Below are 14741 nucleotides of genomic sequence, written 5' to 3' on the forward strand. Positions count from 1 at the left end.
GCCTTCCGGGATGCCCTCGATCCGCAACATCGCCGTCGGACTTCCGATCAAGGAAGGTCATCTGCTCGCGCTCGAAGGCTTCGATCCCTCCCGTGAGTTGGCGTTCCTGCGCGCGATCGGCGGCGGCATCGAATTCGGCGAACCCGCGGAGGTCGCGCTGCGCCGGGAGTTCATGGAGGAGCTCGGGGTGGTTCTCGAGTCGGCCTCGCTCCTCGGCATCCGCGAGAACATCTTCACCTACGAGGGCGAACCCGGGCACGAGATCGCGCACATCTTCGCCGTACGATCGGCGGAACTCGACTCGGTTCCCCTGGATGCCGAGCTGCATGTGCTGGATGAGGGCAGCCCGGTGCGGTGGGTGCCCATCGACGACATCGGTTCGGGCAGACGCACGCTCTTCCCCGACGGCGCACCGGAACTGCTCGCCACTCTCGTCGGCGGCTGAGAGGCCGCAGCTCTCGCTCCCGTGGCAGCTCCTGCGGGGTGAGAGACGCCGAATCCGCAACAGCTGCCACGGGACCGGTTACTCGGCGGCACCGTAGTCCGGGAGCTCCTGCAGCGTCCAGGTGTTGCCATCCGGGTCGTCGAACGTCACGAAGCGACCCCAGCCCTGCTCGTCGACACCCTGCGCCTCGACGCCCACCCCGCGCAGATGCGCGAGAGCCTCGTCGGCGTCCGGCACGACGACCTGGATCGTGTTCTGCTGCCCGGGCTCGAGGTCGACCCCGAGCCCCGTCCCGAACGCGATCGAGCACGCCGACCCGGGAGGGGTCATCTGCACGAAGCGCATCCCGTCGAACGGCACCTGGTCATGGTCGGCGTTGAAGCCGATCTTCACGTAGAAGTCCTTCGCACGGTCGACATCCGTCACCGGCACGAAGATGAGCTCGATCTTCCAGTCCATCACGCACTCCTCCTGGCGAGCGCCGTCGCCCGTCCGCGACCACGGTACGACGACCGGGCACTCTGCACCAGAGGTCGTGCACACCTGCGGGCGTCGCCTCGGGCGGAAGACTCACCGTCGGGCTGAGGAATCCGGGGGATTTCTCCTTCCCTCACCGAGAACTCAGCCCCACAGCGAGTACGGGCCGCTCAGCTCGCGGGAAGGAACGCCCCCTCCAGGAAGGCGCCGAGCTCGTCGACCCCGCCCAGCGGCAGGATCGCCGAGACGTACTGATCCGGCCGCACCACGATCACCACTCCGTCTCGCGACAGCTCCCGCGCCTCGTAGATGTCGGTCTCCGTCCACTTCGACGGCCCGGCGGCGTAGACCTTCTCCCAGTCCGTGAGACCGAGAGGTCCGGTCTTCGGCTGGAACAGCGCCGGAGCCGACGTGACCTCGATCTCCTCGTACCCCTGCTGGTACACGGCCTTCACATCGAACACCGCGTCGACATCGGCCTCCGCCGGGGTGAATCGCGCGAACAGCGGCGTCGCCTGCTCGGCCCAGGCCGCGAGCGCCTCGCCGGTCCGGTCGCCGAAGGCGTAAACGCGCCAGCGCCCATCCGCCCTGGCATGGTGACCGAGGTGGACCACGTTCCCGTCGCCGACGCGGATGACCTCGGCCGACTTGAACCGCTTGCCCAGCGGGAACCCGCCTGCCAGCGCCTGATGGGTGTCGGAGCCGGTGATCATCGACGACGTGTACTGCGTCATGAACCCGGAGGGGAACTCGGCCGTGGCCAGGTAGTAGGTGGCCAGCTCATTGGGGTCGGAGATCTCGCCCGGCTTCCGCGCCATGAGCGTCGACCATTCCCGGTCGAAGTCGATCAGCTGCTGCGCGACCGGGCGGCGCTCGGCGCCATACGTCGCGAGCAGCGACTCGGGCGCGAGGCCTGTCAGCACCGAGCCGAGCTTCCAGCCGAGGTTGAATCCGTCCTGCATCGAGACGTTCATCCCCTGGCCGGCCTTGGCGCTGTGGGTGTGGCACGCATCACCGGTGAGGAAGACACGCGGCATGCGATCCGATTCCTCGAGCACGTCGTCGAAGCCGTCGGTCACCCGGTGCCCGACCTCGTACACGCTGTGCCAGGCGACCTCCTTCACGTCGATCGAGTACGGGTACAGGATGTCGTTCGCCTTGCGGATGATCTCCTCGATCGGCGTCTGCCGTACCCGGTGGTCGTCGTCCTCCGCCACCTCGCCGAGGTCGATGTACATCCGGCTGAGATACCCGCCTTCGCGCGGGATGTGCAGGATGTTGCCCGCCTCGGAGTTGATCGCGCACTTGGTGCGCCAGTCGGGGAAGTCGGTGTTCACCAGCACGTCCATGACGCCCCACGCGTGCGCGGCACTGCCGCCGACGTGGGTGCGACCGATCGCCTGCCGCACTCCGCTGCGCGCGCCGTCGCAGCCGGCGACGTACTTCGCCCGGATGGTCTGCTCCTCGCCCGCGCGCTCCCCCGCCACATGGCGGACCCGGACCTCGACGGGGTACTCGCCCTCGTCGTGCACCGTGAGTCCCACGAACTCGATGCCGTAGTCGGGCGTGATGCGCCCGGGGCCGTCGGCGGCCGCCTCGGCGAAGTAGTCCAGCACTCGCGCCTGGTTCACGATCAGGTGCGGGAACTCGCAGATGTCGTAGGCGTAGTCGGCCGTGCGGGTGGTGCGGATGATCTCGCGAGGATTCTCCGGGTTCGGGCTCCAGAAGTTCATCCAGCCGATGTTGTACGCCTCGGCGACGATGCGCTCCGCGAAGCCGAAGGCCTGGAAGGTCTCGACGCTGCGCGGCTGGATGCCGTCGGCTTGGCCGAGCACGAGGCGCCCCTCGCGCTTCTCGATGATGCGCGTCGAGATGTCGGGGTACTGCGACATCTGCGCGGCGAGCAGCATGCCGGCGGGACCGGAACCGACGATGAGGACGTCGACCTCGTCGGGGAGGTGCGCCGGTCGATCCGTTCCCAGACCGGCGGCATCCTGCACGCGCGGATCTCCGGAGACGTACCCGTGGTGGTGGAACTGCATCGTCGTCGATCCTTCCGGACTGCGGTGTCGGGGTGGTGCTCAGCTCTTGCCATCCGAACTCACGTGTTCTATATTCGAACAGCAAGTTCTACTATTGAACACAGCTTATTCGCGACCGCCCGCAGACGCAAGGAGTCACCGATGGCTGACGCCCCCTCCCCCGCATCGCAGACGCTGAGCCGCGGCATCCGGATCCTTGAGATCGTGGCCGATGCCGCCGGCCCGCTCGCGATCGACGAGGTCGCGGCAGAACTCGGCGTGCATCGCTCGATCGCCTATCGCCTTCTGCGCACTCTCGAGGACCATGGCCTCGTGGTGCGCGACGCCGGCGGAGGCGTGAGCCTCGGAGCGCGGATGGCGGCCCTCGCCGCGGGCGTCGCGCACGATCTGCAGGCGGAAGCCCTGCCTGAGCTCACTGCTGTGGCGAACGAGCTGGGTATGACGTGCTTCCTCGCAGTGCTCGACGGCGAGGACTGCATCACGCTCGCGAGCGTCGAGCCGCGGCACGCGATCGCGAGCGTCGCGCAGCGCCCCGGCGCCCGGCACCCGGTCACGGTCGGCGCCCCGGGCAAGGCGATCCTCGCCCAGCTCCCCCGCGCCGAGTGGCCCTCCGACGCCTCTGCCGAGCTCCGACGCGATGTCGACCTCACGCGCGAACGCGGGTACGGGACGAGTCACGACGAGGTCATCCCTACGGTGCAGTCGGTGGCTGCCCCGCTGGTCCTCCGCGGCCGCCGCCCCGCCGCCATCGCCGTGGTGCACGTCGCGACATCACTCGACGACGCGGCGATCGCCGCTCGCCTGCAGCGCTCCGCCACGGTCATCCGCGACGCCCTCGACGGCTGAGAAGAGCTGCTCCCGTGGCAGTTCCTGTGGGTTGCCGAGGAGACAACCCACAGAAAGTGCCACGGGAGCGAAGAAGCGAACCGGATCAGACCTTCGCGAGACCGCGGATCGGGCTGACCGACTGCTCCTCCTCATGGTCGGGACCGAGCGGGATGCCGGAACGGTCGCGCAGCAGCAGCGTCGCGATCAGTCCGAGCACCGTCATGCCGGCGAGGTACCACGTCACGGCCTGGGTCGAACCGGTCGCCTTCACGATCGCGGTCGCGATGGTCGGAGCGAAGGCCCCGCCGGCGATGGCGCCGATCGCATACGAGATCGAGACACCCGAGAAGCGGATGCTGGCGGGGAACAGCTCGGTGTACAGCGCGGCCTGCGGGCCGTACGTGAAACCGAGCCCGATCGTCAGGATCGCGATGCCGGCGAAGAGGAGTCCGATCTCGCCCGTGTTGACCAGCGGGAACAGCGTGAACACGCCGACGAGCTGCAGCACCCAGCCGATGAGGTACGTCGTACGGCGGCCGATGCGGTCGCAGATCCATCCGGCCAGCAGAGTGGTGATCAGCCAGGTGACCGCCGAGCCCGCGACCGCCCACAGCACCGGACCGCGCTGCAGGCCGATCGGGCCTTCAGGGTTCGTCGCGTAGCCCTGGATGTACCCGCCCGTGGTCATGTAGCCGACGGCGTTGTTGCCGGCGAAGACGAGTGCCGCGATGATCACGAGCAGCGCGTGCTTGCGGAAGAGCTGCACGATCGGCATCTGCGCCTTCTCCTTGCGGGCGGCGAGCTCCGCGAACACCGGGCTCTCCTCGACCTTGCGGCGCACGTAGTAGCCGACGAGGATCAGCACGACGCTGAGCAGGAACGGCACGCGCCAGCCCCAGGCGAGGAACTGGTCTCCCGGAGCGACGACGGTCATCAGCGCCATCACGCCCGAGGCGAGCAGCAGGCCGAGCGGCACACCGATCTGCGGCGCCGCCCCGAAGATGCCGCGCTTCTGCCGCGGGGCGTGCTCGACAGCCATCAGCACCGCGCCGCCCCACTCTCCACCGGCCGAGATCCCCTGGAGGATGCGCAGCAGGATGAGGAGGATCGGCGCCGTCATGCCGATGGCCTCGTAGGTCGGCAGGATGCCGATGAGGGCGGTCGCGACGCCCATCATGATCAGCGTCCACATGAGCACGGTCTTGCGACCGAGCTTGTCGCCGAAGTGACCGGCGAGGAACGCGCCCAGCGGCCGGAAGAGGAAGCTCAGGCCGACCGTGATGAACGCGATGACCTGCTCGGCGTCCTTGCCGAAGCCGGAGAAGAACAGCTGGCCGAACACGAGTCCGACCGCGGTGGCGTAGATGAAGAAGTCGTACCACTCCACCGTGGTTCCGACGACGGTGGCGAAGACGACGCGGCGGCGATCGGCCGCCGTCGCGATGGTTCCGGTGGGCGTGAACCCACCCTGTGACTGCCCGCTCATGGGGTGTCTCCTTTGGTTGTGACCGCATTGTCACGGCGTGCAGCGGACGTGAATCCGGACCGCTTGCCGAGGGGTGAACCGATGATATATGATTTCGAATACGACGCACAAGGCGTCTCGCAGGACAACGCAGACGAGCGCAAGGAGGCGCACCGTGACGGACGCCATCACCCGCCCCGGCAAGATCATCGCCATCCATCTGAGCTACGCGTCTCGCGCCGATCAGCGCGGCCGGCGCCCCGCTGCCCCCTCCTACTTCTTCAAGCCGGCCAGTTCCGTCGGCGTCTCCGGCGGCACGGTCGAGCGCCCTGCCGGCACCGAGCTGCTGGCTTTCGAGGGTGAGATCGCGCTCGTGATCGGCACCGCCGCGCGCCGCGTCTCACTGGCGGATGCTTGGGCGCACGTCGGCTGGGTCACCGCGTCGAACGACCTCGGCCTCTACGACCTTCGCGCGAACGACAAGGGGTCGAACGTGCGCTCGAAGGGCGGCGACGGCTACACGCCACTCGGTCCGAACCTCATCGACGCACGCACCGTCGACCCCGCGGCGCTGCGCGTGCGCGCCTGGGTCAACGGTGAGCTCCGTCAGGACGACACGACCGCCGGGCTCATCTTCCCGCTCGCACAGCTCGTCGCCGACCTCTCGCAGCACTTCACCCTGGAACCCGGCGACGTCATCCTCACGGGCACGCCCGCGGGATCGTCGGTGATCGTCCCCGGCGACGTGGTCGAGATCGAGGTGGATGCTCCGGATGCCGCGGGCGCGCCGACCTCGGGACGCCTGGTGACCACCGTCACGCAGGGCGAGGTGCCCTTCGACCCCGAGCTCGGCTCGCTGCCGGCGGTCGACGACCTCCAGCGCACCGAGGCCTGGGGCTCTGCAGAAGCCGCCGGGCTCACCGAGCACCCGGTTCCTGAGCGAGCGCAGCGAGACGAAGGGCCGGAACGAGCGCAGCGAGACGGCGAGCTCTCCCCCGAGCTCCGCGCCCAGCTCCTCGAGGCTCCGACGGCCGGTCTTTCCGCACAGCTGCGCAAGCGCGGCCACCACTCCTGCTTCATCGACGGAGTCTCGGCGAACATCGCCGGCACGAAGATCGTCGGCACCGCCAAGACACTGCGCTTCGTGCCCTTCCGCGAAGACCTGTTCACGACCCACGGCGGCGGATACAACGCCCAGAAGCGGGCGTTCGACGCGGTGGAGGAGGGCGAGATCATCGTGATCGAGGCCCGCGGCGACGCGACGACCGGCACGCTCGGCGACATCCTCGCTCTCCGTGCCCAGACCCGCGGCGCGGCCGGTGTGGTCACCGACGGCGGCGTGCGCGACTTCGACGCGGTGGCCGAGATCGGGCTCCCTGTCTTCTCGCAGGGGGCGCACCCCTCGGTGCTCGGGCGCAAGCACGTGCCGTGGGATGTCGATGTGACGATCGCCTGCGGCGGAGCATCCGTGCAGCCCGGCGACATCATCGTCGGAGACGGCGACGGCGTGATCGTGATCCCTCCGTCACTCGTCGAAGAGGTCGTCCGAGACACGCTCGCCCAGGAAGTCGAAGACGCCTGGATCGCCGAGCAGGTCGCCGCCGGGAACCCCGTCGATGGACTGTTCCCGATGAACGCCGAGTGGCGCGCACGCTACGAAGAGGCGCAGAAGTGAGCACGGTGTCCGAGGCCAGCAAGTCGGAGCAGGCGTACGCCTGGATCCGCTCGCGCATCGCCGCCCACGCCTTCGGCCCCGGCTACCGGCTCGTCCTCGGGCCGATCGCCGAGGAGTTGGGCATGAGTGTCGTGCCGGTGCGCGAAGCCATCCGCCGGCTCGAGGCCGAGGGACTGGTGACCTTCGAGCGCAACGTCGGGGCGCGGGTGACCCTCGTCGACGAGAGCGAGTACGCGCACACCATGCAGACGCTCGGGCTGGTCGAGGGGTCGGCCACCGCCCTCTCCGCTCCCCTGCTCGACGGCGACGCTCTCGCCGAGGCCGCCGAGATCAACGACCGGATGGCGCGGCTGCTCGACCACTTCGACGCGCACACGTTCACCGAGCTGAACCGCCAGTTCCACTCCGTGCTCTTCGAGCCGTGCCCCAACCCGCATCTGCTCGACCTCGTGCATCGCGGATGGGCCCGGCTGTCCGGCATCCGCGACACGACGTTCGCCTACGTGCCCGGTCGCGCCCAGCACTCCGTCGAAGAGCACGCCCAGATCCTCGAACTCATCCGCGAGGGCGCAGAGCCGCTCGAGATCGAGCTCGCCGCCCGCAACCACCGCTGGCGCACGAGGGATGCCTTCCTCGATGCGCTGCACGCCCGTTCCGCCCACGCCACAGGAGAAGCCTCATGACCGACTCGCGCATTCCCGCCGACCTTCCTGACCACATCCAGCACTACATCGACGGCGCATTCGTCGATTCGGTCGACGGCGACACCTTCGACGTGCTCGACCCGGTCACGAACCAGACCTACACGACGGCAGCCGCCGGCAAGAAGGCCGACATCGAGCTGGCCGTGGCCGCCGCGAAGCGCGCCTTCGAAGAGGGACCGTGGCCGCGGATGCTGCCGCGCGAGCGTTCGCGTGTGCTGCACAGGATCGCCGACATCGTCGAGTCCCGCGATGCGCGTCTCGCCGAGCTCGAGTCCTACGACTCCGGCCTGCCGATCACCCAGGCGCTGGGCCAGGCCCGCCGTGCCGCCGAGAACTTCCGCTTCTTCGCCGACCTGATCGTGGCGCAGTCGGATGACGCGTTCAAGGTGCCCGGTCGCCAGATGAACTACGTGAACCGCAAGCCGATCGGCGTCGCCGGCCTCATCACCCCGTGGAACACCCCGTTCATGCTCGAGTCGTGGAAGCTCGGCCCCGCCCTCGCGACCGGCAACACCGTCGTGCTGAAGCCCGCCGAGTTCACGCCGCTCTCGGCATCGCTCTGGGCGGGCATCTTCGAGGAGGCGGGGCTCCCCCAGGGCGTCTTCAACCTCGTGAACGGGCTCGGCGAGGACGCCGGCGACGCGCTCGTGAAGCACCCCGATGTTCCGCTGATCTCGTTCACCGGGGAGAGCTCGACCGGGCAACTGATCTTCGGCAACGCCGCTCCGTTCCTCAAGGGGCTCTCGATGGAGCTCGGCGGCAAGTCCCCCGCCGTCGTCTTCGCGGATGCCGACCTCGAGGCCGCGGTCGACGCCACGATCTTCGGCGTCTTCTCGCTCAACGGCGAGCGCTGCACGGCCGGATCGCGCATCCTCGTCGAGCGTTCGATCTACGGGGAGTTCGTCGAGCGCTACGCCGCCCAGGCGAAGCGCGTGAAGGTGGGCTACCCGCACGACCCGGCTACCGAGGTCGGCGCGCTCGTGCACCCCGAGCACTACGACAAGGTGATGAGCTACGTCGAGATCGGGAAGACCGAGGGGCGCCTCGTCGCCGGCGGCGGACGCCCCGAGGGCTTCGACGAGGGCAACTTCGTCGCTCCGACCGTCTTCGCGGACGTCTCCCCCGACGCGCGCATCTTCCAGGAGGAGATCTTCGGCCCGGTCGTCGCGATCACGCCGTTCGACTCCGATGACGAGGCGCTGTCGCTCGCGAACAACACGAAGTACGGGCTCGCCGCCTACATCTGGACCAACGACCTGAAGCGCGCGCACAACTTCGCGCAGGCGGTCGAGGCCGGCATGGTGTGGCTGAACAGCAACAACGTGCGCGATCTGCGCACCCCGTTCGGCGGCGTGAAGGCCTCGGGCCTCGGTCACGAGGGCGGCTACCGCTCGATCGACTTCTACACCGATCAGCAGAGCGTGCACATCACCCTCGGGGGCGCGCACAACCCGACCTTCGGCAAGAACTGACTCGCACACCCTCTCCGTTCCGGTCGCGATATGTCAGGCTTCTAGCCCCCATATCACTGACATATTGCGACCGGAACCCTCAAGCAAGGACGCTGACATGACCGACCGCGAAGACATGACTCTGACCTCCGCCGGATACTACGTCTCTCAGGAGGCGCCGATCCGCACGGACAACCCCGTGAGCACGCCCCAGAGCTCGCCGCCGGACATCCTCCGCTGCGCCTACATGGAGCTCGTCGTCACCGACCTCGCGGCCTCCCGCGTGTTCTACGTCGACGTGCTCGGCCTGTACGTGACCGAGGAGGATGACGAGGCGATCTACCTGCGCTCGACCGAGGAGTTCATCCACCACAACCTCGTGCTGCGCACGGGTCCGGTCGCTGCAGTGGCCGCGTTCTCGTATCGGGTCAGGTCCGCAGAGGACCTCGACCGCGCCGTCGAGTTCTACACCGAGCTCGGCTGCGACGTGCGCCGCAACCCGGACGGCTTCGTCAAAGGCGTCGGCGACTCGGTGCGCGTGGTCGACCCGCTCGGATTCCCGATCGAGTTCTTCCACCAGTCCGACCACGTCGAGCGGATGTCGTGGCGCTACGACCTGCACATCCCGGGCGAGCTGGTGCGACTCGACCACTTCAACCAGGTCACCCCCGACGTGCCGCGCGCGGTGAAGTTCATGCAGGACCTCGGCTTCCGCGTCACGGAGGACATCCAGGACGACGAGGGCACGGTCTACGCCGCGTGGATGCGTCGCAAGCCCACCGTGCACGACACCGCCATGACCGGCGGCGACGGTCCGCGCATGCACCACGTCTGCTTCGCCACGCACGAGAAGCACAACATCCTCGCGATCTGCGACAAGCTCGGCGCCCTCCGCCGTTCGGATGCCATCGAGCGCGGCCCCGGCCGTCACGGCGTCAGCAACGCGTTCTACCTGTACCTGCGCGACCCCGACGGCCACCGCGTCGAGGTGTACACGCAGGACTACTACACCGGCGACCCCGACAACCCGGTCATCACGTGGGATGTGCACGACAATCAGCGCCGCGACTGGTGGGGCAACCCCGTCGTGCCGTCCTGGTACACGGATGCCTCGCTCGTGCTCGACCTCGACGGCACCCCGCAGCCCGTCGTCGCCCGCACCGACAGCAGCGAGATGGCCGTGACCATCGGCGCCGACGGCTTCTCCTACACGCGGCCCGACGAGGGCGAGAAGAAGCTGGGCAACCAGCTGTGACGCTGTCAGACGAAAGCATCGCGCAGATCGCAGCGGAGCTCGCGGAGGCCGATCGCACGCACAGCGTGATCCCGCGGATCACCGCGCGGTATCCGGATGCCGTCATCGAGGACTCGTATGCGATCCAGGGCGTCTGGCGGGACTCGCAGATCGCTGCGGGCCGCCGTCTCGTCGGCCGCAAGATCGGCCTCACCTCGAAGGCGATGCAGCAGGCCACCGGTATCACCGAGCCGGACTACGGCGTGATGTTCGACGACACCGTCTACGAGTCGGGTGCTGAGATCCCGGTCGATCACTTCTCCAACGTGCGCATCGAGGTGGAGCTCGCGTTCGTGCTGAAGCTTCCGCTCGAAGGTCCCGACTGCACCCTGGACGACGCGCTCGCGGCGATCGACTACGCCGTCCCCGCTCTCGAGGTGCTCAACTCTCACATCGAGCTCGAAGGCCGCACGATCGTCGACACGATCAGCGACAACGCGGCCTACGGCGCGATGGTCCTGGGAGATGTGCACAAGCGCCCGGACGAGATCGACCTGCGCTGGGTACCCGGGGTCCTGTCGCGCAACGGCGAGATCGAGGAGACCGGGGTCGCGGCCGGCGTCCTCGGCCATCCGGCCACCGGCGTCGCGTGGCTGGCGAACAAGTTCCATCAGCACGGCGCGCGCCTGGAGGCGGGAGAGATCATCCTGGCAGGATCGTTCACACGCCCGATGTGGGTGTCGCGCGGCGACGAGGTGCTGTGCGACTACGGACCGATGGGAACAATCGCATGCCGCTTCGTCTAGACCCGTCGTTCCGCGAAGGCCTCGCCGCGTCCGACCGTGCGCTGATCGGGATGTGGGCGTGCTCCGGCAGTGCCCTTGTCACCGAGGTCGCCGCAGGGTCGGGCCTCGATTGGCTCCTCATCGACATGGAGCACGCGGCGAACACCCTCGAGTCGGTGCTGCTGCAGCTGCAGGTCGTCGCGGCCTATCCGATCGTCCCGGTCGTGCGGGTGCCCGCCAACGACGCGGTCGCCATCAAGCAAGTGCTCGACCTCGGTGCACAGAACCTGATCGTGCCGATGGTGTCCTCCGCCGACGAGGCGCGCGCCGCCGTGGCTGCTACCCGCTACCCGCCGGAGGGCGTGCGCGGCGTCGGCAGTGCCCTGGCTCGCAGCGCCCGCTGGAACCGGGTCGACGGTTATCTGCAGGAGTCCGCCACGCACACGTCGCTCACCGTGCAGATCGAGACCGCCGCCGGGGTCGCCGCCGCCGCCGAGATCGCTGCGGTCGACGGGGTCGATGCGGTTTTCGTGGGTCCCTCCGATCTCTCGGCATCCATGGGCCTCCTCGGCCAGCAGACGCATCCCGAAGTCATCGCCGCGGTCGAGACGGTGTTCGCCGCCGTCCAGGGCGCAGGCAGGCCGGTCGGCGTGAACGCGTTCGACCCGACCGCCGCCGATGCGTACATCGCCGCCGGTGCGGACTTCGTGGCCGTCGGCGCCGACGTGGCACTGCTCGCCCGAGCATCCGAGGCACTGGCCGCCCGTTTCATCGCCGCCGACGGAACTGCCCGCGCGAGCTACTGACCTCCCCCGCTTTCGAATCGCGCAACTGGGGGTTTCTCCACGTGTTTTGCTACCAATTGCGCGATTCGAAAGTTGCCGCGCATGGCAGGATTGCCAGGTGCACAGGAGCGAGGCGATGACGTGAGGCGCGGACTCGCCGCCATGCAGGACCGCAACTTCCGCTGGTTCTTCCTCGCCAGGGCGATCACGATGATCACCGGCTCGATGTCGTCGATCGCGCTCGCGTTCGCGGTGCTCGAGATCGACAACGACGCCCGTTCCTTGTCGTTCGTGCTCACCGCGTTCACGGTCAGCAACATCGTCTTCCTGCTGTTCGGCGGGGTCGTTGCCGATCGGCTGCCGCGGGCACTGATCATCCAGACCTGTTACGTGATCGACATCCTCACCATCGGCGCGATGGCGGCCCTGCTGTTCACGGGTTCAGCGACGGTTCCTCTGCTCATTCTGCTCTCGGTCGTGAACGGCGCCTCCACGGCGTTCGTCCTCCCGGCGATGCAGGGCATCATCCCGCAGCTGACGAATCCGGAGAACCTGCAGCAGGCGAACGCCATGCTCTCCTTCGTGCGGTCCGCGGTCACGATCGGCGGTCCGATCATCGCCGGAATCCTGGTCGCCACCGCAGGGCCCGCCTGGGCGATGGTGGTGCAGGCGGCGGGGTGGCTCGTTGCCATCCCCGTACTCGCCCTCGTCAAGCTCCCGCCGCCGGGGCATTCCGGCGGCACCTCGATGTTCCACGATCTCCGCATCGGCTGGACCGAGTTCTGGAGCCGTTCCTGGCTCTGGACGATCGTGCTCGCCTTCATGGTGATGAATGCGATCCACGTCGGTGCCTGGAGCGTCATCGGACCCTTCATCGCGAAGAACAACGATCTGCTCGGCATCGCCGGCTGGGGGTGGGTGCTGAGCGCCGAGGGCGTCGGCGTGCTGCTCATGACGCTGATCCTGATGTGGTTCCCGCTCAAGCGGCCCCTGCGCTACGGCATGCTCGGCATGGCCGCCTTCGCCCTCCCGATCACCATGCTCGGCGTGCACCCCGCCGTCGTGCTCCTCGCCATCGCGGCGTTCATCGCGGGCGCCGGCGTCGAGGTCTTCAGCACCGGCTGGAACCTGGCGATGATGGAGAACGTTCCGGGCGAGAAGCTCTCCCGCGTCTCCAGCTACGACATGCTCGGCAGCTACGTGGCGATGCCGATCGGCACGCTGGTCTACGGCTGGCTGATCACCCATGCGGATGCTGCGACCGTGCTCATCGCGTCCGGAATCGTTTATGCGGGCGTCGCCCTCGCCACCCTCGCCGTGCCGAGCGTCTGGCGCATGGGACGCCCCGCCGACGCCCTCGCCCCCACCGGCTGACCCTGGCGCATTCATAGCAATACGGGCGAGACTGTCACCATGACCTTCGCCGCGCTCCAGCCCCTCGCCGACCGTGCCGCCCTGTTCACCGCACTCCGCCAGGATGCTCTCTCCACCGCCGCCGACGCGCTGGGCGAGCACCGCTGGGACGCGGACATGACGGCCGGCACGATCACCTTCACGGCCAACGCCGATCCGAGCCGCCAGCTCGTCGCGCGCGCCCACCTGATCGCGACGATCGCTCCGGGGCCGCGATCGATGCTCTGGGCGTGGGCGCACCCGCAGGGCGACGGCCAGGGTGTCGCGGCGCAGCTGCACGCGTACGGCGCCGAGCACGGCATCGCCGAGCTGACCACCCCGGAAGTCCCCTTCCCGGCGGATGCGGCGGGCGACGAGGAATGGATCGCACAGGCGGCGCACGTCGTCGGCGGCGTCGCGGTGGAACTCACCGGACGATCGCCCTACTACTCCGCCCCGGTCGGCGGCGGAACGCGCGCGGTCTTCCTGCTCGATGCGCCGCTGCCTCCGCTGGCGGTGTCGGATGCCGTCATCGCGCTGCCACGCATCCTCTCCGGCCTGTCGCTGAGCGACGCCCGCACTTCGGTCTGGGATCTCGCCCGTCTCGCGGGCTGGTCGCTCACGTGGACCGACGATGCCTTCTCCGGCGCGACAGTCGTGGACGCGTCGGGCTCGGCCACCTTCCGCTTCGACGAGCAGGCACGCATCAGCGGCATCGAGGGCTCGCTGCAGGCGCAGAGCTGAGTCGGGCGGCGCGCACGCCGCGCCGGAGCAATGCGTCAAACTCCGCCGGACTGCTCGCGGTGTGGGATTCTGGTCGCATGAAGAACGGAATCGTCCGGTTCGTATCGCTCTATGTGTTCAACGTCGCGGTCCTGCTGCTCATCGGCGTTCTGCTGCGCGGTGTCTCCGTCGGTCTGAACGCGCTGTGGGCGGCCATCATCCTCACCCTCGCCGCGCTCTTCGTGAAGCCGCTGCTGCGCACGGCCTTCCGGCGTTCGGCCGCGAAGTCCGCCGGCGATCGCACGAGGACGGGCGAGAAGGTCGTCCAGTACGTGCTGGTGTACCTCGTCGAACTGATCGTCTGGGTGCTCACGGTGTGGCTGAGCGGGGTGCGGTCCTCGAGCTTCTGGGGCTATGTCATTCCGCCGCTGCTTCTTCTGGTCGGCTGGGTCGTCTACGACCGGATCGACGACATGCTCCACGCCAAGGCCTCGCAGGTGTACGACGCGGTGCAGGCGCGGGTGCGGGGCGGCTCGAAGCCCGCGGCATCCGCTTCGTCGGCCGCTCCCGCCTCTGAGCACCGCGAGACGTCGGCCGCTCGCGACGAGCTCAAGGACGGCCTGACTCCCGAGCAGCGACGCATGTTCGACGAGCTGGGCTGACCCCAGCCCCGCTCCGGTCGCGAAAAGGCACCCATTTCACGGTGGAATGGGTGCTTTTTCGCGACGCGAGCTG

General features: G+C 68.5%; 14 protein-coding genes. 11 read left to right on the forward strand and 3 right to left on the reverse strand.

Going from position 1 to position 14741, the window contains the following annotated elements; translation table 11 throughout:
- The first annotated feature begins 10 nt into the window (after positions 1-10).
- Positions 11-445: an NUDIX domain-containing protein gene (locus tag QFZ21_RS05970; protein WP_307375429.1), complete on the forward strand. Its 435-nt coding sequence runs from the start codon at positions 11-13 to the stop codon at positions 443-445.
- A gap of 78 nt (positions 446-523) precedes the next feature.
- Here the strand turns inward: QFZ21_RS05970 and QFZ21_RS05975 are convergent, their stop codons facing one another.
- Positions 524-904 (reverse strand): VOC family protein, encoded by a 381-nt coding sequence (locus tag QFZ21_RS05975; RefSeq protein WP_307375432.1) that lies wholly within the window; start codon positions 902-904, stop codon positions 524-526.
- Between the two features lie 188 nt (positions 905-1092).
- Positions 1093-2964: an FAD-dependent monooxygenase gene (locus tag QFZ21_RS05980; protein WP_307375434.1), complete on the reverse strand. Its 1872-nt coding sequence runs from the start codon at positions 2962-2964 to the stop codon at positions 1093-1095.
- Between the two features lie 141 nt (positions 2965-3105).
- Here QFZ21_RS05980 and QFZ21_RS05985 point away from each other — a divergent pair, with 141 nt between their 5' ends.
- Positions 3106-3810: an IclR family transcriptional regulator gene (locus tag QFZ21_RS05985; RefSeq protein WP_307375437.1), complete on the forward strand. Its 705-nt coding sequence runs from the start codon at positions 3106-3108 to the stop codon at positions 3808-3810.
- Positions 3811-3895: 85 nt separating this feature from the next.
- Here the strand turns inward: QFZ21_RS05985 and QFZ21_RS05990 are convergent, their stop codons facing one another.
- Positions 3896-5278 carry an MFS transporter gene (locus QFZ21_RS05990; RefSeq protein WP_307375440.1) on the reverse strand — a complete coding sequence of 461 codons (1383 nt, stop codon included), beginning with the start codon at positions 5276-5278 and terminating at the stop codon, positions 3896-3898.
- Positions 5279-5432: 154 nt separating this feature from the next.
- Here QFZ21_RS05990 and QFZ21_RS05995 point away from each other — a divergent pair, with 154 nt between their 5' ends.
- The 9 genes from QFZ21_RS05995 to QFZ21_RS06035 all read left to right on the forward strand — a co-directional run bounded on the left by QFZ21_RS05995 (position 5433) and on the right by QFZ21_RS06035 (position 14668).
- On the forward strand, positions 5433-6932 hold the full coding sequence (locus QFZ21_RS05995; RefSeq protein WP_307375444.1) for a fumarylacetoacetate hydrolase family protein: 1500 nt from the start codon (positions 5433-5435) through the stop codon (positions 6930-6932).
- Complete coding sequence (locus QFZ21_RS06000; protein ID WP_307375446.1) at positions 6929-7615, forward strand: GntR family transcriptional regulator; 687 nt, start codon at positions 6929-6931, stop codon at positions 7613-7615. Before QFZ21_RS05995 ends, QFZ21_RS06000 begins: the two co-directional genes overlap by 4 nt.
- Positions 7612-9108 (forward strand): 5-carboxymethyl-2-hydroxymuconate semialdehyde dehydrogenase, encoded by a 1497-nt coding sequence (gene hpaE, locus QFZ21_RS06005; protein WP_307375448.1) that lies wholly within the window; start codon positions 7612-7614, stop codon positions 9106-9108. The genes QFZ21_RS06000 and hpaE overlap by 4 nt, the downstream gene beginning before the upstream one ends.
- Before the next feature lie 97 nt (positions 9109-9205).
- The gene (gene hpaD, locus QFZ21_RS06010) at positions 9206-10342 is read left to right on the forward strand and encodes a 3,4-dihydroxyphenylacetate 2,3-dioxygenase (protein ID WP_307375450.1); all 1137 of its coding nucleotides are present in this window, start codon (positions 9206-9208) and stop codon (positions 10340-10342) included.
- A 2-nt stretch (positions 10343-10344) separates the two neighbouring features.
- Positions 10345-11127: a fumarylacetoacetate hydrolase family protein gene (locus tag QFZ21_RS06015; protein WP_307381240.1), complete on the forward strand. Its 783-nt coding sequence runs from the start codon at positions 10345-10347 to the stop codon at positions 11125-11127.
- Entirely contained in the window at positions 11112-11912 is an 801-nt protein-coding gene (locus tag QFZ21_RS06020; protein ID WP_307375452.1) for an HpcH/HpaI aldolase/citrate lyase family protein, read from the forward strand. The genes QFZ21_RS06015 and QFZ21_RS06020 overlap by 16 nt, the downstream gene beginning before the upstream one ends.
- 120 nt (positions 11913-12032) lie before the next feature.
- Positions 12033-13265 (forward strand): MFS transporter, encoded by a 1233-nt coding sequence (locus QFZ21_RS06025; RefSeq protein ID WP_307375454.1) that lies wholly within the window; start codon positions 12033-12035, stop codon positions 13263-13265.
- 39 nt (positions 13266-13304) lie between these two features.
- A complete protein-coding gene (locus QFZ21_RS06030) occupies positions 13305-14027 on the forward strand; it encodes a DUF6882 domain-containing protein (protein WP_307375456.1) in 723 nt (240 codons plus the stop codon).
- A 77-nt stretch (positions 14028-14104) separates the two neighbouring features.
- Positions 14105-14668, forward strand: coding sequence for a phage holin family protein (locus tag QFZ21_RS06035; RefSeq protein WP_307375457.1), 564 nt, complete (start codon positions 14105-14107; stop codon positions 14666-14668).
- The last annotated feature ends 73 nt before the right edge of the window (positions 14669-14741 follow it).

This window comes from Microbacterium sp. W4I20, from assembly GCF_030816505.1.
In the GTDB taxonomy this organism is placed as follows: Bacteria; Actinomycetota; Actinomycetes; order Actinomycetales; family Microbacteriaceae; genus Microbacterium.

Coding starts and splice junctions, on each gene's coding strand:
- QFZ21_RS05970 (WP_307375429.1), top strand. CDS start 11: ATGCCCTCGATCCGCAACATCGCCGTCGGACTTCCGATCAAGGAAGGT.
- QFZ21_RS05975 (WP_307375432.1), bottom strand. CDS start 904: ATGGACTGGAAGATCGAGCTCATCTTCGTGCCGGTGACGGATGTCGAC.
- QFZ21_RS05980 (WP_307375434.1), bottom strand. CDS start 2,964: ATGCAGTTCCACCACCACGGGTACGTCTCCGGAGATCCGCGCGTGCAG.
- QFZ21_RS05985 (WP_307375437.1), top strand. CDS start 3,106: ATGGCTGACGCCCCCTCCCCCGCATCGCAGACGCTGAGCCGCGGCATC.
- QFZ21_RS05990 (WP_307375440.1), bottom strand. CDS start 5,278: ATGAGCGGGCAGTCACAGGGTGGGTTCACGCCCACCGGAACCATCGCG.
- hpaE (WP_307375448.1), top strand. CDS start 7,612: ATGACCGACTCGCGCATTCCCGCCGACCTTCCTGACCACATCCAGCAC.
- hpaD (WP_307375450.1), top strand. CDS start 9,206: ATGACCGACCGCGAAGACATGACTCTGACCTCCGCCGGATACTACGTC.
- QFZ21_RS06020 (WP_307375452.1), top strand. CDS start 11,112: ATGCCGCTTCGTCTAGACCCGTCGTTCCGCGAAGGCCTCGCCGCGTCC.
- QFZ21_RS06030 (WP_307375456.1), top strand. CDS start 13,305: ATGACCTTCGCCGCGCTCCAGCCCCTCGCCGACCGTGCCGCCCTGTTC.
- QFZ21_RS06035 (WP_307375457.1), top strand. CDS start 14,105: ATGAAGAACGGAATCGTCCGGTTCGTATCGCTCTATGTGTTCAACGTC.